Raw genomic sequence first — 20484 nt, 5'->3', positions numbered from 1 at the left:
TATGAACATGGCTACCCCTTTACCGCTGCAACGTAACGCCGCTTCGACAACGACAACAGCTGGTACTGGTGCCTGGCTGGCCGACGTCAGCGCCGAGCGCTATCAGCAAGTACAACGCCGCGTGATCGGCCAACTGCTGCAGACCCTGCTGTACGAGGCGGCGCTGCCGTACCGCTGTGAGCCGCTGGATGATCATCGGCATCGTTTCGCCGTGGCCGTGAGTGACGGTGTGGAATACCGCTGCGAGGGCCTGCTGAGTACCAGTTTTGAACTCATCCGTCTGGACCACGCCACGCTTGAGCGGGTGGACAGCGCCGGCGAACGCAGCGTGCCGGATCTGCATCTGGCGTTGACCGAGCTGCTCAGTCCGTTCAAGGACAGCCCGCACCTGACGCGCTTCATCCAGGAAATCGAGCAGACCCAGCTCAAGGACCTGCAGGCCCGCACCCAGGGCTATCAGCCTGCAAGACCAGCGCATCAGCTCGATGTCGATGCGCTGGAGCAGCATTTCATGGATGCCCACAGCTACCACCCGTGTTACAAGTCGCGGATCGGCTTTTCCCTGGCTGACAACCGCCACTACGGGCCGGAATTTGCCACGCCTTTCGCGGTGGTCTGGCTGGCCGTGGCGAAATCGAGCGCCTCGGTCGGCCATTCGCGGAGCATGGATTTTCAGGCGTTCATCCGTCAGGAGTTGGGCACACAACGCTGGCATGAAATAGCTCGAGACCTGGCCGCGCGGGGCAAGTACATCGACGACTATCAACTGATGCCGGTGCATCCGTGGCAGTGGGACAACGTCACGGTGTCGACCTTCTACCCGGAACTGGCCAGCGGCGAGCTGATTTATCTGGGCACCTCGACCGATAGCTACAAGGCTCAGCAGTCGATTCGCACACTGGCCAACGCCAGTCAGCCCCAGCGGCCATACGTCAAGCTGGCGATGAGCATGACCAACACCTCCAGCACGCGGATTCTGGCACGTCACACGGTGTTGAACGGCCCGATCATCACCGATTGGCTGCACCAGCTGATCGCAACCGACAGCACCGCTCAAGCGCTGGATTTCGTGATTCTCGGTGAGGTAGCGGGGGTGAGTTTCGATTACCGCCATCTGGCGGAATCCCGTTCGGCGCAGACCTACGGCACGCTGGGCGCCATCTGGCGGGAAAGCCTGCATCAATACCTACGGGACGACGAGCAGGCGGTGCCGTTCAACGGCTTGAGCCATGTGGAAAACCGTTACGATGATGGCCAGCAGACGCCGTTCATCGACGCGTGGGTCAACCAGTACGGGCTCAAGGAATGGACCCGGCAACTGCTGCAGGTCACGGTGCCGCCGATCATTCACATGCTCTATGCCGAAGGCATCGGCATGGAGTCCCACGGCCAGAACATCGTGCTGATCGTCAAGCAGGGCTGGCCGCAGCGTATCGCCCTCAAGGACTTCCATGACGGCGTGCGTTATTCACCGGCGCATCTCGGGCGTCCCGAACTGTGCCCGGAACTGGTGCCGCTGCCCGCCAGCCATGCAAAGCTCAACCGCAACTCGTTCATCATCACCGACGACGTCAACGCGGTGCGCGACTTCTCCTGTGATTGTTTCTTCTTCATCTGTCTGGCCGAAATGGCGATTTTCCTGCGCCAGCAGTACCAGCTGGACGAGGCACTGTTCTGGCAGATGACCGCCGACGTCATTCTCGACTATCAGCGTGCTCACCCGCAGCATCGCGACCGTTTCGGGCTGTTTGACGTGTTTGCGCCATCGTACGAAGTGGAAGAACTGACCAAGCGCCGCCTGCTGGGTGATGGCGAGCGTCGCTTCCGCTCGGTACCTAACCCACTGCACACATACAGGCCGCAATGATGCTGAGGACCAATACGCTCAAAAGCAGGATTGCCGACGGACAGCCGGCACACGGGGTGATCAGTTCGATCCCGGCCCCGGCCGCCATCGAGCTGATCGCCGAGGCCGGGTTCGACTTCGTGATCATCGACATGGAACACGTGCTGATCAACCCGGAAACCGTGGAAAACATGATCCGCGTGGCAGAGAGCTACGACCTCACACCACTGGTGCGGGTCGCCGATCTCAACCCGAAAACCCTGCTGCGCCTGCTCGATGGCGGCGCGCAGGGCATCGTCTTGCCGATGATCGAGAGCCCCGAGCAACTGGCGGACGCGATTGCCGCCTGCAAGTACCACCCGCTGGGTCGCCGCAGCCTCAATGCCGGCCGTCCCGGCTCGTTCGGCAAGCACAGCCTGGCGCAGTATGTGGAGGCCGCCAATCAACAGATCATGGTGGTGGCGATGATCGAAAGCGCCGAAGGCGTGCGGCGTGCCGCCGAGATCGCCAGCGTGCCGGGTCTGGACATGATTCTTGAAGGCGCGGCAGACCTGTCGCAGTCACTGGGCATGCCCTGGCAGATCGATCAGCCGGATGTACAAAACGCGTTGCTTGCGACCTGGCAAGCCGCCCACGCGGCGGGCGTCGCCTATTGCGCGATCCCCCGTCAACCCGGAGACGCTGCCCGCTGGCAGGCTCGCGGGGTCAATACCTTTGTCCTCGGGGATGAGCGCGGCATTGCCTTTCGCGCGCTTCAGGCCCGCCTGGCTCAACATTCAGCAGAAGGAAAATAACCCATGAACTTCACTTCACTCGCCGCTGACCTGGTCATGCAGGATCTGGTCGATTGCCTGCTGGCTGAAGATTTCTTTGGCCGCGAGCCACTGCGCCTGCAGGACAGCAGCCAATGGCAACTGCGCCATCCACAGGCTCCGCAACTGTTAGAGCGGGGCAGCGTGCAGCAAATCTGGGAGTGGTGCTGCGATGATTCGGAGCAACGCTTCATCAGCATCGCGTTGCGCGCCGGTATCACCCAGCAATGGGAAAAAGTGCCCGGCACGCCGGTATTGGGCCGCCAGGACGAGCGCTGGACGCAGTTGTCACCGGAAGACTTCATGAAGTGGGTGTTCGCCGGCAAGGCGACGCTGCTTCAGGACAGCGAGCGCCAGGACCACGAAAAGGGTATCGCGCTGTTTCTGGAAGTGTTGCGCATCAGTGTCTGGCAGACCGCGCTGTCGCTGGATCACAAGGTCGACGAGCAGAACCTGATGGCTCAGGACGGCGCTACCTTCTTCCGAACCATGGAGCAGTGGGCGTCGCTGCGTGATCGCCCGTATCACCCGCTGGCCAAGGCCAAACAAGGCTTGAACGAACAGGAATACTTACAGTACCAGGCCGAGTTCGCCCGGCCGGTAGCGCTGAACTGGGTGGCTGTCGACAAGACCTTGCTGCAATGCGGCGACGGCGTGGAGGATTTGAATGCATCCTTTCCGGCCCGCTATCTGCTGCCCGAGAACCTGCAAGCGCAGCTTGACCAGGAGATGCAGGCGCGCGGCATTGCCGGCAGCCACGTTGCGCTGCCGGTTCACCCGTGGCAGTTCGAGCATGTCTTGCAGGTCCAGCTGGGCGACGCGTTCGCCAAGGGCGATTGCCAGCGGCTTGATTTCAATCAGGCGCAGGTCCATGCCACTTCGTCGCTGCGTTCGATGACACCGTGCTTCAACAGCGCAGACTACCTGAAGCTGCCCATGGCGATTTATTCGCTCGGCGCTTCGCGCTATCTGCCAGCGGTCAAAATGATCAACGGCGGGCTAAGCGAGAAACTGCTGCGTCAGGTGGTCGACAAGGATGAAACTCTGAGCCGTTCGCTACACCTGTGCGACGAACGCAAATGGTGGGCATTCATGCCGCCACAAGCCACGCTGTTCGACGAAGGGCCTCGGCATCTTTCGGCGATGGTGCGCGGCTATCCGGCCGCCTTGCTCGATGATCCGGAGTGCCGCCTGCTGCCCATGGCGGCACTGGGTACACCGCTACCGGGGAGCAATCGGCATTTCTTCGATGAGTGGATGGACTACCGCGACCTGCCGCGCAATCAGGCTTCGGTACTGACACTGTTTCGCGAACTGAGCCACAGTTTTTTCGATATCAACCTGCGCATGTTCCGCCTGGGCATGCTCGGCGAAGTGCATGGCCAGAACGCGGTCATGGTCTGGAAAGCCGGACAGGCGCAAGGGCTGCTGTTGCGTGACCACGACTCGTTGCGTATTTTCGTGCCCTGGCTGGAGCGCAACGGCATGCACGACCCGGAGTATCGAATCAAGAAAGGGCATGCCAATACGCTTTATCATGACCGCCCCGAGGACTTGCTGTTCTGGCTGCAGACGCTGGGTATTCAGGTAAACGTGCGGGCAATCATGGATACTCTGGCGCAAGTGTATGACGTACCGGTCACTGCGCTGTGGACCGTATTGCGCGATGTTCTGGATAATCTGATCACAACCATCGAATTTGACGACGAGGCGCGTGGCATGATCAGGCAACAACTGTTCGAAGCCCCCAACTGGCCGCAGAAACTTCTGCTGACGCCCATGATCGAGCGCGCGGGCGGTCCGGGCAGCATGCCGTTCGGCAAGGGCGAAGTGGTCAACCCGTTCCACAGGTTGCGCCGTGCAACCTGACCGAACCCTGCATCCTTCGCGGCGCACAGTGTTGCGCCTTTCACTGGGGTTACTGGCGCTGCCTGGCATTGCCCGGGCAGCGCCGCTGCGCGTTGTCACCCTGTTTCAGGGGGCGTCCGACACTGCCGTGGCCCTGGGCGTTACGCCTTGCGGCGTGGTGGATTCGTGGAGCGAAAAACCGATGTATCGCTACCTGCGCCCGGCGCTGGCAGCGGTACCGCATGTGGGTCTGGAAACCCAGCCGAGCCTGGAAGATATCGTGCTGCTCAAGCCGGACCTGATCGTCGCTTCACGCTTTCGTCATCAACGCATCGCGCCGTTGCTGGAGCAGATCGGCATGGTGCTGATGCTCGAAGAGGTGTTCGAGTTCAAGCGCACCCTGGCAATGATGGGCGTGGCCCTGCAACGTCAACAACTGGCCATGGACCTGCTCGGGCAATGGCAACAGCGTGTGGCAGCGGTGCGCGGCCAGTTGCAGGCGAAGTTCGCCGGACGCTGGCCGATCACTGTGTCGGTGCTCGACATTCGCGAAGACCATATCCGTAGCTATCTGCCGGCCAGCTTTGCCGGCTCGGTGCTCAGTGAGCTGGGCTTTGCCTGGACGCCCGCGGCCCGCGAAGCCAGCGGCGTTTCCCTTAAACTCAGCAGTAAAGAGAGTTTGCCTGTGGTCGATGCCGACCTGTTCTTCGTCTTTCAGCGTGCGGACAGCAATGCCGCGCAGCACACCTACGACAAACTGGTACAGAACCCGTTCTGGCAACAGTTGCGCGCAGCACGGGATGGCCAGGTATGGCGCGTCGACGCCGTCGCCTGGAGCCTGTCCGGCGGTATTCTGGGCGCCAACCGCATGCTCGATGAGGTCGCTCGCGTGGCCCTGGCGGATAGCCCCTCATGACGGCTGCGGTAAAACTGGGCCTGGGGCTGTTGATACTGGTAGCGTGCATGGGCTTGAGTCTGGCCACCGGGGCCACCTGGATATCGCCCGCTGACATCGTGCGGAGTGTCTGGCAGCCCGATGCGCTGAGCGCTATCGAGCACGTGCTGCTCGACACACGGCTGACACGTACCCTGATGGCCGTCGCAGTAGGCTCGAGTCTGGCGGTTGCCGGGGCACTGATGCAGGCGCTGACGCGCAATCCGCTGGCGTCGCCTGGCCTGTTTGGCATCAATGCCGGCGCGACGTTTGCCATCATCGCCTGTTCGTCGCTGCTTACACTGTCGTCCATGAGCCAGTGGCTGTGGTGCGCGTTCATCGGCGCTGCGGTGGCGGGCACGATTGTCTGGGTCATCGGCAACCGGGGGCAGGGCAGCCTCAATCCATTGCGCATCGTATTGGCCGGCGCAGCGATCACCGCCTTGTTCACCGCGTTCAGCCAGGCCTTGCTGGTGGTCAATCAGGACGGTCTGGACACTGTGCTGTTCTGGCTGGCCGGTTCCTTGTCGGAGCGCGAACTGAGCACCGCTGCGCCGTTGCTCGTCTGCGTGGTCATGGGGCTTGCCGGCGCGCTGGTGCTGGCGGGGCAAGTCAACGTGCTCAACACCGGGGAAGCCATCGCGACGGCTCTGGGCCAGCGTACGGGGCTGATTCGGCTGATGATGAGCGTGGTGATCATTGCCCTGGCAGGCAGCGCCGTGGCGCTGGCGGGCAGTATCGGCTTCATAGGTCTGCTGGTGCCACATATGGTGCGCAAGACGCTGTCCATCGACCATCGCTGGCTGCTGCCTGGCTGCGCAGTGCTGGGCGCGACGCTGTTGTTGCTGGCCGACACGCTGGCGCGAGTCGTGATTGTCCCTCAGGAAGTCCCGGTGGGTGTGATGACGGCTCTGTTTGGTGCGCCGTTCTTCATTGCACTGGTTCGGCGGGGCGCGCGCTATGGATAAGCATTTCACCGTGCGCTACCGGAGCTTTTCCCGGCAGTTCAGCCTGACCGCATTGACGCGCTTGCTTTCGGGCCTGGCGCTGACGCTGCTGGTCATACTGAGCTCGTTGGCCGTGGGCAAGATCAATCTGTCGCCCGCGACCCTGCTGAGTGTTTTTACCGGTCAGGCAGATGCCAGCCTGGTCTTCATCGTCGAACAACTGCGCATGCCCCGGCTGGCCCTGGCCGCCCTGGTCGGCGCGGCCCTGGCGGTGTCCGGACTGATCCTGCAAAGCATCATTCGCAACCCGCTGGCCTCACCTGATCTGTTAGGCATCACCAGCGGTGCCAGCGCCGCCGCCGTGTTGTACCTGTCATTCTTCTCGGCTGCACTGGGCGCGCAGTTTCTACCCCTGGCGGCGATCTCCGGCGCAGGCCTCGCGGCTCTGGTCATTTATCTGCTGGCCTGGAATCAGGGCGCTTCACCCTTGCGCATGGTGTTGATCGGGGTAGGGGTGTCGGCTCTGCTGGCTGCGGTGACCACGTTCATTCTGGTGTTCAGCCCGTTGACCACCACCTTGTCGGCTTATGTCTGGCTGACCGGGAGCGTGTATGGTGCCAGTTGGCCAGAGCCCCGCGCGCTGGCCGGCTGGCTGCTTATGACATTGCCGCTGCTGGCACTGCTCGCCCGTCAGGTGCGCATGCAGCAACTGGATGACGCGCTGGCCCAGGGCATCGGCGTGCGCGTGCAATGGCTGCGCGCCGGTTTGCTGCTGGTGAGCGTCGCGCTGGCCGGGCTGGCGGTCGCGTGGGGCGGGGCGATTGCCTTTGTCGGGCTGATCGCGCCTCATATCGCCAAACGCCTGATGCCGCCGGGGTTCGTGGGGCAAGCGCTGATGGCGGCGTTGATCGGTGCCAATCTGGTGATGCTTGCCGATCTGGCCGGACGCACGCTGTTCCTGCCGCTGGATCTGCCCGCAGGGATTTTTGTCGCGGTGCTGGGCACACCGTTTTTTCTGTACCTATTGATCAACCAGCGGCATTAAGGAATTACGGATGGCGTCAATCGCAACCCACGACCTGACCCTGAGTTACCAGCGGCAGGTGATCATCGATAGCCTTGATCTGCAGTTACCCGCAGGCCAGGTGACCGTGCTGATCGGCAGTAACGGTTGCGGCAAAAGCACCTTGCTCAAATCCCTGGCGCGCCTGCTCAAACCCCAGCAGGGCACCGTCGTGCTCAACGGTGCCGACATCCATCAGAAGTCCACTGCGACCGTCGCGCGTGAACTGGCGATTCTGCCGCAGATGCCCAGCGCACCGGAAGGCATCAGCGTGCGGCAACTGGTGGCGCTGGGGCGTTATCCCTATCAGAACTGGATGCAGCAATGGTCCGCCGAGGATGAGGCCATGGTCGCACGGGCTCTGGCGCAGACCGGCATGCAGGAACTGGCCGACAGACCCGTCGATGCCCTGTCAGGTGGTCAGCGTCAGCGCGCATGGATCGCCATGACCCTGGCGCAGGATACCGACATTGTATTGCTGGACGAGCCGACGACCTTTCTCGATCTGGCTCATCAGATCGAAGTGCTGGACCTGTTGCGCGACCTGAATCGGCGAGAGGGCAAGACCATCGTGATGGTCCTGCATGACCTGAATCTGGCCTGCCGTTACGCCGATCATATGGTCGCTGTCCACGAACGCAGCGCCTTCGCCCAGGGGCGTCCGGCGGATATCCTCAGCGAGGCGCTGGTCAAGCAGGTCTTCGGCCTCAACTGCCGGATCATCGCCGATCCATTCTTTGGTACGCCGTTGTGCATTCCCTTTGGCCGGGAACTGCCGCAATGAGTCTGGCGCAGGCGTTCAGCGAATCCGAATGGGCGTTGCTGTCCGGGGCGCTGCGACTCAGGCCGGCAGGTGAACACGATCCGCGCTCACTGCCGGCCCGCGCGCTGCTGGACGACGCAGTCTGCGAGCAACTGCTTGGCGAGCTGGGGCCGGTGATCGGTTCTCCGACCCAGGCAATCACCGCATCGTTGCTGGCCAAGCGCTTTTCCTTCCTGAGCACCGGTTCCTGCCTGTACGCGATGTCGGTCTACGACAAGGGCCTGGCCCTGTCGCTGGACAACAGCGTGGTCGAATACGCGCACGATGACGGCCTTTGGACCTCTTCAATGCCCTTGCTCGATACAACGCCTGTGGGTTATGAACCGGGCGCTCGTGAGGCGTGGCGTGATGCTGTCGTGGCCACCCTGTTTCGTGACCTGCTTCAGCCACTGTGGGAAACCTTCAACCGTGTCACTGGCATTTCCCGACGCATTCTGTGGGAAAACACCGCAGTACGCGTGTATTCGCTGTACGACAAGCGCATGGACAAGGTCGAAGACCCGGCGATCCGGCAGCGCTGTGAAGCCGATTTCGACTGGCTGCTGCACCAGGCCGATCCGGCGCTGTTCGGCCTGACCTACAACCCGCTGAAACACTTCCGCCGTCCACCGGTTGTGCTGGAAGCCGAAGGCAAAAGCATCCGTTTTCGGCGCACCTGCTGCTTCTATTACGACGCCAGCAATCCCGTCGAGTATTGCTCGACCTGTCCGTTACTGAGGCCCAAAAAATGTCGATGAACAAGCAGATTGCACACCGCCAGCAACAACTCAGCGACGCCGTCATAGAGCAATACCGTGAGATTGCCGCGTCAACCATTGGCCATCTGACCGACGTGGGTTACCTGCGCGGGATCAGACCGCTGTTCGAGGGGGTCAGACTGGTCGGCAACGTTGTCACGGTCAAACTGCAACTGCCCGACGGCAGCATTCTGCGCGACGCACTGCTGAACAGCCTGCCCGGCGATGTACTGGTGATTGAATGTGTCGGCGACGAGCATTGCGCCTGCTGGGGCGAACTGCGCACTCTGGCCGGGCTTATCAAGGGGCTTGGCGGCGTCGTCGTCTCGGGCGCGGTCACCGACGTTGCCGCCTTGCGCGAACATCGCCTGCCCGTGTTCAGCCGTGGCGTCAGCGCAATGACGACGCGCAGTCTCGGGGAAAGCGGCGAGCTCAATGGATTGATCAATATAGGCGGCGTGGAGGTGAAGCCGGGAGATATCGCCGTCGGGGATGATGACGGGGTATTTATTCTGAGTCCGCAACAGGCGAACGAACTGTTGCCCGAATTGCTTGGCAAGGAGAGTGCGGACCGAAAAAGAAGGGAAGAGTTTCTCGGCAGACTGAATGGGGAGAACACGGTCAGCAGAACTCAACAGTGATAATGAAACCTGAAACAGCGCGTTTGATGTGATTCATGAATATAACCACTGTCGATTGATCAATAGTTATAACTTTTGGATCCTATAGTCACAATCAGACAACAGGCAGGCTATTTTCGTATTAAGTTTGATTGCACCGCTCAAGATTGCGGTTCCATGACCGATGCAGATTGCAAACCCAAACTGTCCCGGATAGCCGCAATGTTCAATTCGCATTTGAAAAACACCAATAAGGCATTGGAGCGCCGCCTCGCCATGCTTGAGCAAGCAGGGCAAATCCTCAATCTGGAGACAGTCGCCGTCGTGCTGGATGGCACGGGCAAAATACAGACCGTCAACGCGTTGTTCGAGACGGAGATGAGCTACGCACAGGCAGAGCTCGTCGGGCGCAGCCTGTCTGAACTGAGCCCGCCGGAACTGAGCGGTGACGTTCACCAGAAGCGCGCATTGACCGCGATTCGCGACGGCAAGCATTTCAGCGGCACGTTGCGCCTGGTCAGCAAGACAGGGTCGAGGGTGTGGCTGAGAACCATTGTCGTACCCTATAAAAATGAAACCGGCGGCGTCGAGCAGATCACTCTGTATTCGAGTGTTCTGACGCGAACGATTGAAGCCTCGCGCGAGAACGAAGCCCTGGTCAATGCGCTGCAACGTTCCACCGCTGTTATCGACTTCACCCTCGATGGCACGGTCATCAGCGCCAACGACAACTTTCTGAGGGCGATGGGTTACGAGCTGAATCAGATAAAAGGCAAGCATCACAAGATGTTCTGTGTGCCTGAAGAGTCCGCCTCTGACGCGTATACCCAATTCTGGGAAAGGCTGCGCCGGGGTGAGTTCATAGTCGATCGTTTCCGTCGAATTGACAAAGGCGGTCGTGATGTATGGCTGGAGGCGTCTTACAACCCGATTACCGACGCCAACGGCAAACTCTATAAAATTGCCAAGTTCGCGACTGTGATCACTGAACAGGTCGAGCGCGAGAAAGCCGTCGCCGAAGCATCGGAAATGGCTTATCAAACCTCTATCGATACTGACAGCAGCGCACAGCAAGGCCGCAAAGTTATCAAGGACACGCTGCAGATGCTCGGCCAGCTGACCATTTCAATGGAAGAGGCCACACGAGGCATCGAAGCACTGGACTCGCAAAGTCAGGTGATTGGAACAATCATCAAGACCATCAGCGGCATTGCCGAACAAACCAACCTGCTCGCGCTGAACGCAGCGATTGAAGCCGCCAGGGCCGGCGAACAGGGCAGGGGCTTCGCCGTAGTCGCCGACGAGGTGCGCCAACTGGCCTCTCGCACGACAAAAGCGGCGGAAGAAATCGTAAACGTCGTGAAGACCAACCAAAGCCTGGCGTCCGACGCGGTAGGCGTGATTGTGCGCAGCACCGAACAGGCGTCCGAGGCGCTGGTATTGGCCAATGACGCAGACCGTGTCATTCAGGAAATCCAGCACGGCGCGAACACGGTAGTGCGGGCAGTCAGCCGGTTTGTGGACCAGCGCTCCAGTTAAGTGCGAGCAGTCGGAGTGACTCAGGGGACGCTAAAAGTGTTCTGCGCTGAGTCACTCACTGCGCAGTCAAACAGGAAGGGAAGTGTACTGATGGTCGCAGCGCTACCTGCTTATAGACGTTTTAAATGAGTGTGTTTTATTAAATCCATGGGACAGCACTCGCGCAAGGCGAACACTATCGAAATCACCACGCTACAGCCTCAAGACTGATAGCCGGCTACCGATACGCTGCTTATAACCGTTGCACCCGCCTTCATTTCGAGCATTGTAACTATGACTTTCCTGCGCAGCCCACACATGGTTCGTAAGTACCTTTACACCTTATTGTGGTTTTATGTGCTCTCTATTTTCCTGTTGGCAATCGCGTGGGAATTCGAACTTGAATCCCTCGCCATGGCCGCAATGGGCTTGCCCTATGACCAGGACTTCGAAAATGCCGAGCGTTGGCGTTTTGTATTGACCTCGACAGGCTTTGCCGTGTTATCGATGGTGATACCGTTCATTCTTCTGAAACGCCTGATGCAACAACTCCATAGCAGTTACAACGACTTGCTCGAGTCACAGGCGCTCAGCGAATCTCTGGCCCGCCACGATCCATTGTCCGGCTTGCTCAATCGGCGTGTGTTTCACGAGCAACTGGTTGCGCGGTTGCAGCAACCAGCGACACAGACGGCGGTTTTTCTGATCGACCTGGATAAATTCAAGCTGATCAACGATACCCACGGGCATGCGGCAGGAGACGCGGCTATCTGCGCCGTTGCCGAAAGCCTGCGCGACGCCACTGTCGGGTGGCAGGCTTCCGTGGCTCGACTGGGCGGCGACGAGTTCGGTCTGGCGGTCAGTGGTGACTTCAGTCATGCCGAACTGGCGCCGCTCGCTGAAAATATTCTGGCCAAAATCGCAGCATTCAGCGTTGGCCTGCCGCGTGTGGCCCTGAGTGCGACCCTCGGCATTGCCATTGCGCCAATGGACGGCTCAGACCCCGACCTCTTGCTGCAACGTGCGGACAGCGCCATGTACCGCGGTAAAGCCGGTGGCCGAGCCAGGTTTCATTTCTATGAAGTCAGCTTCGAGCGCGAGCAGCGTCTGCAGGAGCAGTTCGCGCGCGAACTCACCCTGGCTATCGAAGAGAAAGATATTCAACCGTTCTATCAGCCTATCGTCAGCCTTCCCGAGCAACACCTGGCGGGGTTCGAACTGCTGGCGCGATGGCTGCATCCCGAGCGAGGGATCATCCTGCCGCTTGACTTCATACCCGTGGCAGAACAGTTGGGGCTGATCAAGCCACTCACCGCGACCCTTTTGCTTCAAGCCTTCGATCAGGCACGCGATTGGCCAAGCGACTTTACGCTGGCGATCAACGTTACCTCACTGATGATCGAAAGCCCCGACTTTCCTGACTGGCTGGAACAGCTGGCCAATGAAGGAAAATTTCCGCTGAGTCGGCTGGAAGTGGAAGTGACGGAAAACGCACTGGTCGCCAATGTCGACAGTGCCCGCCTGAATCTGGAGCGTCTGCGCGCGATGGGCGTGAGCGTCGCTCTGGACGATTTCGGTACCGGCTATTCAGGTCTTTATCATCTGACCAGGCTGGCCATCGACAAGATCAAGATCGACAGATCGTTCTTCGACACGGCGCTTGAGAACCAGAACGAGATGGTCAAGGCCATCCTCGCTCTGGGTAAAAGCCTGCGCATGAAAATCACCGCCGAGGGCGTTGAGCACGAACGGCTCGCAGACTGGCTGGCCACCCATGAGTGCGACTTTGCCCAAGGCTACCTGTTCGGACGACCGTTGCCGTTGGCCCAGGTGAAAGAGCTACTGGCAATGAGTGGTTCCGAAGGGCCGGTGAGGGCATTGGCGGTTCCTGGAAAATAAGGGGCATGAGCTTCAAGTCGGCGCTCTCGAACTTCAATGCGGAAGTTTAGATTCACCGGAGGCGATAAGCGTTTCTCTGATACTTGTCGCTCACTAAAACCTGCGGCTTTCTGCCAGTGCAGCGAGTTGCAGCGCCGTCGAGGAACTGTGATCGGGATTGGCGCTGATAGCGTCAATGTGAGTTCCTGATGCGGGTGAGGTGCCTGATTCAGATATAAGCATTCCTTATTGTCGATGACTCATGGACTATATGCCCATTTGGCTGCCTCTCTAAGGCAAGCGCTCGCATCTGCAGGAGCCCGTGAATGAACATCAAGATTGAGGCGCTGATCGCCCGGAAGATCGGTTTCGCCTCCCACCAGAACGCCGTACCGCTGGTACGTGAATTGAGTATCTGGAACCAGGAAGAAACCGGTTTTGAAAACCTGACCCTGACCTTAAGCACCGACCCGGATTTCGTAGAGAGCCGCACTTGGCGTATAGACCGCATTCATGCCGGTGATCGCCTCAGCATTTCCGAGCGTGATATCAAGCTTAACGCAGGTTATTTGTCCGGGCTGACTGAAAGCCTCAGCGCTGACGTGGTGATGCGCCTTTCCCAGGGCGACAACGTACTCGTCGAGCAGCGCTTCCCGACAGAACTGCTGGCGCGCACAGAATGGGGCGGCTTGAGCGCCATGCCGGAGCTGCTTGCGGCTTTCTGCATGCCCAATGATCCCGCGGTGGATCGCGTACTCAAAGCGGCCTCACAGGTTTTGCGGCGCGCGGGCAAGAAAGATGGCATTGACGGCTATGAGAGCAAGTCGCGCACACGAACCTGGGAGCTTGCCTCTGCCATTTGGTCCGCAGTGTGCAGCTTTCAGTTGAGCTATGCATTGCCCCCGGCCAGCTTTGAGCAACAGGGCCAGAAGGTCCGGCCTCCGAGTGTGGTTCTGGAAAACGGCGTAGCGACCTGTCTGGACACTGCATTGCTGTTTGCGGCGGCGTTGGAGCAGGCAGGCTTGAATGCCCTGCTTATCATGACCAAGGGGCACGCATTCGCAGGCGTCTGGTTGCAGCCTCAAGAGTTTTCCCAATTGTTGACCGATGAGGCGTCGGCAGTACGCAAACGCCTGGATCTGAAGGAGATGGTGGTATTCGAAACCACCCTTTCTACACAAACACCTGCGCCGGGCTTTTCCCAGGCGATTACAGCCGCCGAGCGTCAGCTCGATGATGAGCAGTTCATCATGGCCATCGATTTGCACCGTGCCCGGATGCAGAAGATTCGTCCGATGGCGCTCGTCTCAGTCACCGAGGGATCGGATGAGACAGCCGATGCTCCACCCACTATTGAAGGGCTGGAGGAGGCTCCGGCGCTTCCGGGGTTCGATGTCGAAATTAATACTGACAGCGAAGGTCCGGCCGGCAAACTGACGCTGTGGCAACGTAAACTCCTCGATCTGACGACTCGCAATCGTCTCCTGCATCTTCCGGACAGCGCAAAGGGCGTGCGACTGATATGCCCGGATCCGGCAGTGCTTGAAGATCTGCTTTCCAGTGGCCAGCGCATTCGCATCGTGTCAGTACCTGACTTAAAAAGCAGTGGCCGGGATGTGGCCCTGTACGAGCAGCAGAATAATGAAAATCTGGTCGACGAAGTTGCTCGTCAGGCTCTGGCTCGCGGCGAAGTGCTCGCTACTCTGGAAAAGGTAAAACTTGAAGCAACCCTGATCGATCTGTTCCGCAAAGCGCGTAGCGATCTGGAAGAGGGCGGTGCAAACACGCTGTTTCTGGCCATCGGCTTTCTCAAGTGGAAGAAGAGTGCCGACGACCCGAAAACCTACTCCGCACCCCTGATTTTGCTGCCGGTAAAACTTGAACGTAAAAGTGCCTTGTCCGGGGTGACGCTCAGTCTTCTTGATGAAGAACCGCGTTTCAACCTTACGCTGCTTGAATTGCTGCGGCACGATTTCGAGTTGCTGATTCCCGGGCTGGATGGCGAACTACCCAGTGATGAAAGCGGCATTGATGTGACTGGCATATGGAACATGGTGCGGCGAGCAGTGCGTGACGTGCCAGGATTCGAGGTGAGCACCGAACTCGTTCTTGGCACCTTCTCATTTGCCAAATACCTGATGTGGAAAGACCTGAATGCCAACGCAGCACAGCTGCTGCAAAGCCCTTTGGTCAAGCATTTGCTGGCCCCCTCTGAGGAAGATGAGGGCTTCTCCGGCTCAGACGAGTTTCCAAGACCAGAGCAGCTGGACTCGTCAGTAACGCCCGCCATGCTTTTCGCTCCGTTGCCCGCCGACTCCTCGCAGTTATCTGCCGTGGTGGCATCTGCCGGTACTCACAGCTTTGTCATGGACGGGCCACCGGGAACCGGCAAGTCGCAAACCATTGCCAACATGATTGCCCACAATCTGGCCTTGGGTCGTCGCGTACTGTTCGTGGCAGAGAAGCGCGCAGCCCTGGACGTGGTTTACCGTCGCCTGGCAGAGAAGGGGCTTGGCGAGTTTTGCCTGGAGCTGCATTCAAGCAAGGCGTCCAAAGTTGAAGTGCTGAAGCAGTTGGACCGCGCCTGGGACGTCAGCGACGCATTGAGCGCCGAGGAATGGGAGCGTGAAGCCACTCGTTTGCAGACGCTGCGTTCGCGACTCAACGAACTGGTCGAGGTACTGCACCGACGCTGGAGCAACGGGCTCTCCCTGCATCAGGCGATTGGTCGTGTGGTGCGTGATCATGGCCCTCAAACACCCAGGCTGAGCTGGCCATCAGGCACGCAACATGATGCTGACGAGTACAGCCAGTTGCTGGATCTGTCGCGTCGGTTAGGCTTGAACGGTGATGCCGCACGTAATCTGTCAGGCAAATTCGGCGCCTTGGCGCAGACCCAGTGGTCGAACGCCTGGCAGGCACACATTGCGAATGCCGCACGTGAGCTGCCGCAGGCCCTTGACGCGTTGAATGCGGCGAGTGAAAAGCTTCTTGGCCTGACGCACCTGAACTTGCCTGTAGCTGAAGTGGCGCAGGTTCAGCATCTTGATGAACTGGCGACTCTGGTCGTGGAGTCCTATGGACTGAACCTCTCATTTGCTTCTGCACCCGATGCCGTCGCGCGTATCGCAGCAGCCCGGCGCGCGTGCCAGTTAATCGAAAGCTATCGAGAGCTTGAGGAAGGTCTGTCGCTGGATTATGCAGACGAAGCCTGTCGTCGCATTCCCGTTGAGGCGATGCGCAGCGAATGGCGAGATGCCGAAGGAAAGTTCTGGTTCCTGGCGACTTTCGCCAAGAAAAAGGTCGCGAAGAAACTGGCCTCTTCAGGTGGCGCAGCAGGTCTGCCGGACACGCTTGGCGACCTGGCGATTTTCGAGCGCCTGCACGCGCAACTGAACGAACTGGATACATTGGCCGGTGGTCTGCAGTCGATCCCGGGCTGGCAAGGCCTGAGCAGTGACGTGTCACAGATATTTCGTGCAGCCTCGTTGGCCGAAAACCTGCGCGGGCTGATGAGCGGCCTGGCCGAATCACCGGACCACCTCGTTTCATTGCGCAGCGCAGTCGCACGCCTGGTCGTTGAGGCCAATGAAATGTTGGCGCCGGGCGGGCAAATCGGCGTCGCGTTATCAGCCTTGCAACAGGCTTTGTCTCGCTACGAAGACGCCGCTCGACTGTTTGCCGAATTGTCTGCAGCCGGTCCAGATACACAATCGAGCGTTGGCGCGTTGCGAGCTACTTCGCTGTCGATCCAGCAACAGGAGGAGCAACTCAAGGCATGGTGCGATTGGTGCCGGGTTCGCGAGCAGGCAGGTGAGGCTGGTTTGGCAAGTCTGGCCCGTGCTCTCGAGGCAGGGAGTCTGTCACCTGCTGCAATCGAGGAAACCTTCATCACGGCCTATGCCCATTGGTTCGCCACGCAAGGCATAGACGGTGAACCGCTGTTGAGGAATTTCGTGGCTGCCGAACACATGAGCGACATCGGCGCTTTCGTTCGCCTGGACGACGAAATGGCGAAGCTGACAGTGCGTTATATCCGGGCGAAACTCTGTGGCCTGATCCCCTCCAAAAATGACATACCCAAGAGCAGCGGCTTTGCCATTCTCAAGCATGAATTGCAGAAGTCCCGCCGTCACAAACCTGTCAGGCAACTGGCTGTTGAAATGGGCGACGCGCTGAATCGTCTGGCGCCTTGCATGCTGATGAGCCCGCTGTCGATTGCGCAGTTCCTGCCCGCTGATCAACCGCCATTCGATCTGGTCATTTTCGACGAGGCTTCGCAGATCGCTCCATGGGACGCGATCGGTTCGATAGCTCGAGGCAGGCAAGTCGTTATCGCAGGCGACCCGCGTCAAATGCCGCCGACGAACTTTTTCAACCGTGGCCCGAATGCCAGCGACGACGATACCGCTGAAGACATGGAAAGTATTCTGGACGAGTGCCTGGGAGCAGGGGTGCCAAGTCACAGTCTGAGCTGGCACTACCGGAGTCGCCACGAAAGCCTGATTGCGTTCTCCAATCACCGTTACTACGACAGTAATCTCATCACCTTCCCGGCAGCAGAGACCCGCGCAAGTGCTGTGGAGTGGCGCCGGGTTGAAGGTGTTTATGCAAAGGGCAAAGGGCGCTACAACCAGGCTGAAGCCGAAGCCATTGTCAGCGAGACAGTCAAGCGCCTTACCGATCCCGCGTTCGTGGCTGCTGGCCACTCGATCGGTATCATCACGCTCAACGCTGACCAGCAAAAACTGATCAATGACCTGTTGGACAACGCCCGCAAGCAATACCCGCAGATCGAGCCGTTTTTTCAGGACACACAGACCGAGCCGGTGGTCGTCAAGAATCTGGAAACAGTCCAGGGTGATGAGCGCGATCTGATCATGCTCGGGATAGGCTATGGCCCGACCGAGCCGGGTGCGCAGGTCATGTCCATGAACTTTGGCCCCCTCAACAAGGACGGCGGCTGGCGCAGACTGAACGTCGCCATCACACGGTCTCGCCGGGAAATGCTGGTGTTCTCATCCTTTGACCCGTCAATGATCGACCTGAACCGGACCAATGCCCGTGCAGTCCGTGATCTGAAGCATTTCATAGAATTCGCCCAGCGCGGACCAAAAGCCCTGGCCGAGGCGGTACAGGGCTCGGTCGGTGGTTATGACTCGCCGTTCGAGGAAGCAGTCGCTCAAGGGCTACGGCGCCTCGGTTGGCAAGTGATTCCGCAGATCGGAGTCTCTCGTTTCCGCATTGATCTGGGAGTTGTCCATCCGGATCGTCCGGGTGACTATCTGGCCGGCGTCGAATGCGATGGCGCTACCTATCACAGCGCCGCCACTGCCCGGGATCGGGACAAGGTCCGCGGAGCAATTCTCAGTGGCCTCGGCTGGAGTCTGGTGCGGCTATGGTCCACGGAATGGTGGGTGGACAAGGAAGGGGCATTGCAGAGGCTGAACGCAGCGTTGAACGATCTTTTGGCGCAATCCCGGGCAGAAACAGAGGACCATCGGATACCAGAGCCGCCAACGGCCGAGCCTGTCGTCATAGACTTTTCTAACGGTCCCCGCATCAGTGGCGAGTCATCTGAAGAGCTGGCTGCCCCAATCAGTGAGTTGTCGGCGGAGACGGGTGAGATTCGCATAGCGCGGTCTCATGACCTTCCACCTGCCGCCGCGGGGCAGAAGGGTATCTATCGCATAGCCGACCTTTCTGCCCTTGCGCCACTGATCCAGGCCGACCAGTTTCACCTGCCTGGTTACACGCCGGTACTTCGCCAGCTCATTGAAGAGGTGCTGCGCCAGGAAGCGCCGATTCTCGATGCAGTTTTAGTCCAGCGCATTGCGCGTGCACATGGTTTCCAACGCTCGGGGCGGCTTATCAGAGACCGCGTGCTGGAGTTGGCGGAACAGCATCATTATGTCCAGCAAGCGGGGTTTGAAGAGGTATTCGTCTGGCACGCGGAAGGCGACGTGGCCGGATGGACGACATACCGGGTTCCGGCCTCAAGCGAGGACACACGAGCCATAGAAGAGGTTGCTGCTGAAGAATTAAGCATTGCAGCGGCGAATGTCGATGCCGAAGACAAGGCCCTGGAGGTTGCTCGATTGTTCGGTATAAAGCGCCTCACAGGACCTGCGCGTGAACGGATGGAGCGAATCTTCAGTGCATAAAAGCTAGCGCCCCGCTGATGGGGCGCTAAAGCGCCCGCCGAAGCGTGATCCGGGTCAATTCCGAAGGTTTGCCAAGCCGAATGGCAAACCCCGGCCAGAGTGCGGTGCCGTTGTTGACGTACAGTTGCATCCCGCCCACCTCATAAAGCCCCGACACAAATCCGCCGTTGGCCAGGGCCAGCAGCCAGTGAAGGCCAAAGATCATGCCGCCATGGGTATGCCCGGAGAGTTGCAGCGCTACGCCGTGGGTCGCTGTTTCCTCCGCGTTTCTGGGTTGATGGTCGAGCAGGATGATCGGAGTGTCTTTCGCGATGCCTGCTATGGCTTTTTGCAGGTCAGGCGCGGGGAAGCCGGTTTTCGGCGCCGTGACATCGGTGACGCCGGCCAGAGCGATGCGTGCACCGTCGTGCTCGATCAGCGTGTGGCTGTTGGCGAGCGGGATCATGCCCAGAGAGACGAAGTGCTGCATCCACGCCTGGTTATCAAAAAAGTACTCATGATTGCCGGGGATGACGTACACGCCGTCCGGCGCACGCAAATCGCGCAGGGCCTCGATATCCTGCTTCCGGTCGTTGAGCGAGCCGTCAATGAGATCGCCGGTGATGACGATCAGATCGACACCCAGCGCATTTGATTGCTTGACGACCTCACGCGTCCACGGCGCATCGAACAGACGACTGATGTGCATGTCCGTCAGTTGCAACACTTTATAGCCGTCGAATTGCGGAGGCAGGTTTTTAATCGCGATCTGGATGTCTTTCACCGGCGGCACGCGCGCGGCCTGCTGGACACCGACTGCCGCCAGCACCAGAGCTGCCACACCGATGAAGTACCGCAGATTGGCCGGAATGCTCAGCGTCTGCCAGCGCACCAGCATCGTCAGCAATGTGCCGATGTCGACAATGATTTGCAGTACCGCCAGCAACAGGATCGCGCCGAACGCCCAGTTGAACAGCATCACGATGTAGCGTGGAAACTCCGGCGAGAACACGCTGCCGGAGGAAAACCGGCAATACAGATGGTATTGCGAGGCAAGGACAAGCAGCACCGCAACGGCGATTTTCGCCGATAACGCCCAGGGCATCGGCCATAGGAATCGGGCGATGACGTACAGGCAGGGCATGCTGAACATGACGTGAAACATTAACGTGCTCCGTTGGCGATATCGATGAAGAGGATAACTGCGTCAAGGGCACGGGCAGTAATGAGGTCGAACTATTCTCGTACTGCAGCGTATTGCCGGGCCGGGGTGCCAAAGATCATCGTACCGAGGCAGAATTGCGACACAAGCAGA

The 20484-nt window shown here is 59.5% G+C and carries 13 protein-coding genes and 1 pseudogene; 13 read left to right on the top strand and 1 reads right to left on the bottom strand.

The features are described from left to right. The first annotated feature begins 7 nt into the window (after positions 1-7). The 13 genes and pseudogenes from KBY02_RS06925 (at position 8) to KBY02_RS06870 (ending at position 19190) form a co-directional block, all read left to right on the top strand. A complete protein-coding gene (locus KBY02_RS06925; RefSeq protein ID WP_024641229.1) occupies positions 8-1867 on the top strand; it encodes an IucA/IucC family protein in 1860 nt (619 codons plus the stop codon). Then, a complete protein-coding gene (locus KBY02_RS06920; protein WP_024651021.1) occupies positions 1867-2640 on the top strand; it encodes an HpcH/HpaI aldolase family protein in 774 nt (257 codons plus the stop codon). The genes KBY02_RS06925 and KBY02_RS06920 overlap by 1 nt, the downstream gene beginning before the upstream one ends. A 3-nt stretch (positions 2641-2643) precedes the next feature. Continuing rightward, positions 2644-4527: an IucA/IucC family protein gene (locus tag KBY02_RS06915; RefSeq protein WP_104684183.1), complete on the top strand. Its 1884-nt coding sequence runs from the start codon at positions 2644-2646 to the stop codon at positions 4525-4527. Then, positions 4517-5422 (top strand): ABC transporter substrate-binding protein, encoded by a 906-nt coding sequence (locus KBY02_RS06910; RefSeq protein WP_024638716.1) that lies wholly within the window; start codon positions 4517-4519, stop codon positions 5420-5422. Before KBY02_RS06915 ends, KBY02_RS06910 begins: the two co-directional genes overlap by 11 nt. Next, on the top strand, positions 5419-6408 hold the full coding sequence (locus tag KBY02_RS06905; protein WP_104684185.1) for a FecCD family ABC transporter permease: 990 nt from the start codon (positions 5419-5421) through the stop codon (positions 6406-6408). Before KBY02_RS06910 ends, KBY02_RS06905 begins: the two co-directional genes overlap by 4 nt. Continuing rightward, a complete protein-coding gene (locus KBY02_RS06900; RefSeq protein ID WP_103378042.1) occupies positions 6401-7432 on the top strand; it encodes a FecCD family ABC transporter permease in 1032 nt (343 codons plus the stop codon). Before KBY02_RS06905 ends, KBY02_RS06900 begins: the two co-directional genes overlap by 8 nt. A gap of 10 nt (positions 7433-7442) precedes the next feature. After that, the gene (locus tag KBY02_RS06895) at positions 7443-8234 is read left to right on the top strand and encodes an ABC transporter ATP-binding protein (protein ID WP_024641224.1); all 792 of its coding nucleotides are present in this window, start codon (positions 7443-7445) and stop codon (positions 8232-8234) included. Continuing rightward, a complete protein-coding gene (locus KBY02_RS06890) occupies positions 8231-9010 on the top strand; it encodes an IucA/IucC family C-terminal-domain containing protein (RefSeq protein ID WP_104684186.1) in 780 nt (259 codons plus the stop codon). Before KBY02_RS06895 ends, KBY02_RS06890 begins: the two co-directional genes overlap by 4 nt. Further along, positions 9001-9651, top strand: a complete 651-nt coding sequence (locus KBY02_RS06885) for an RraA family protein (RefSeq protein ID WP_058398628.1) — start codon at positions 9001-9003, stop codon at positions 9649-9651. Before KBY02_RS06890 ends, KBY02_RS06885 begins: the two co-directional genes overlap by 10 nt. Before the next feature lie 156 nt (positions 9652-9807). Further along, positions 9808-10629: pseudogene (locus tag KBY02_RS26440) on the top strand (PAS domain-containing protein); the annotation flags it as partial. A 30-nt stretch (positions 10630-10659) separates the two neighbouring features. Next, positions 10660-11169: a methyl-accepting chemotaxis protein gene (locus KBY02_RS26435; RefSeq protein WP_226489189.1), complete on the top strand. Its 510-nt coding sequence runs from the start codon at positions 10660-10662 to the stop codon at positions 11167-11169. Positions 11170-11442: 273 nt separating this feature from the next. Next, positions 11443-13047: a putative bifunctional diguanylate cyclase/phosphodiesterase gene (locus tag KBY02_RS06875; protein WP_024660584.1), complete on the top strand. Its 1605-nt coding sequence runs from the start codon at positions 11443-11445 to the stop codon at positions 13045-13047. A 305-nt stretch (positions 13048-13352) separates the two neighbouring features. Beyond that, a complete protein-coding gene (locus KBY02_RS06870) occupies positions 13353-19190 on the top strand; it encodes a DUF3320 domain-containing protein (RefSeq protein ID WP_116893820.1) in 5838 nt (1945 codons plus the stop codon). Positions 19191-19215: 25 nt separating this feature from the next. Here the strand turns inward: KBY02_RS06870 and KBY02_RS06865 are convergent, their stop codons facing one another. After that, positions 19216-20334: a metallophosphoesterase gene (locus tag KBY02_RS06865; RefSeq protein ID WP_003406840.1), complete on the bottom strand. Its 1119-nt coding sequence runs from the start codon at positions 20332-20334 to the stop codon at positions 19216-19218. Positions 20335-20484: the final 150 nt, after the last annotated feature.

The organism is Pseudomonas sp. P129 (assembly GCF_020312195.1).
In the GTDB taxonomy this organism is placed as follows: Bacteria; Pseudomonadota; Gammaproteobacteria; order Pseudomonadales; family Pseudomonadaceae; genus Aquipseudomonas; species Aquipseudomonas fragariae.
The sequence above is the reverse complement of the archived record's forward strand: the minus strand, read 5'-3'. Positions and strand labels throughout refer to the sequence as shown.

What these genes read in the sequence shown, in the direction of transcription:
- KBY02_RS06920 (WP_024651021.1), top strand. Translation starts at nt 1,867, where the DNA reads ATGCTGAGGACCAATACGCTCAAAAGCAGGATTGCCGACGGACAGCCG.
- KBY02_RS26435 (WP_226489189.1), top strand. Translation starts at nt 10,660, where the DNA reads ATGGCTTATCAAACCTCTATCGATACTGACAGCAGCGCACAGCAAGGC.
- KBY02_RS06925 (WP_024641229.1), top strand. Translation starts at nt 8, where the DNA reads ATGGCTACCCCTTTACCGCTGCAACGTAACGCCGCTTCGACAACGACA.
- KBY02_RS06900 (WP_103378042.1), top strand. Translation starts at nt 6,401, where the DNA reads ATGGATAAGCATTTCACCGTGCGCTACCGGAGCTTTTCCCGGCAGTTC.
- KBY02_RS06875 (WP_024660584.1), top strand. Translation starts at nt 11,443, where the DNA reads ATGACTTTCCTGCGCAGCCCACACATGGTTCGTAAGTACCTTTACACC.
- KBY02_RS06895 (WP_024641224.1), top strand. Translation starts at nt 7,443, where the DNA reads ATGGCGTCAATCGCAACCCACGACCTGACCCTGAGTTACCAGCGGCAG.
- KBY02_RS06890 (WP_104684186.1), top strand. Translation starts at nt 8,231, where the DNA reads ATGAGTCTGGCGCAGGCGTTCAGCGAATCCGAATGGGCGTTGCTGTCC.
- KBY02_RS06885 (WP_058398628.1), top strand. Translation starts at nt 9,001, where the DNA reads ATGTCGATGAACAAGCAGATTGCACACCGCCAGCAACAACTCAGCGAC.
- KBY02_RS06905 (WP_104684185.1), top strand. Translation starts at nt 5,419, where the DNA reads ATGACGGCTGCGGTAAAACTGGGCCTGGGGCTGTTGATACTGGTAGCG.
- KBY02_RS06915 (WP_104684183.1), top strand. Translation starts at nt 2,644, where the DNA reads ATGAACTTCACTTCACTCGCCGCTGACCTGGTCATGCAGGATCTGGTC.
- KBY02_RS06870 (WP_116893820.1), top strand. Translation starts at nt 13,353, where the DNA reads ATGAACATCAAGATTGAGGCGCTGATCGCCCGGAAGATCGGTTTCGCC.
- KBY02_RS06865 (WP_003406840.1), bottom strand. Translation starts at nt 20,334, where the DNA reads ATGTTTCACGTCATGTTCAGCATGCCCTGCCTGTACGTCATCGCCCGA.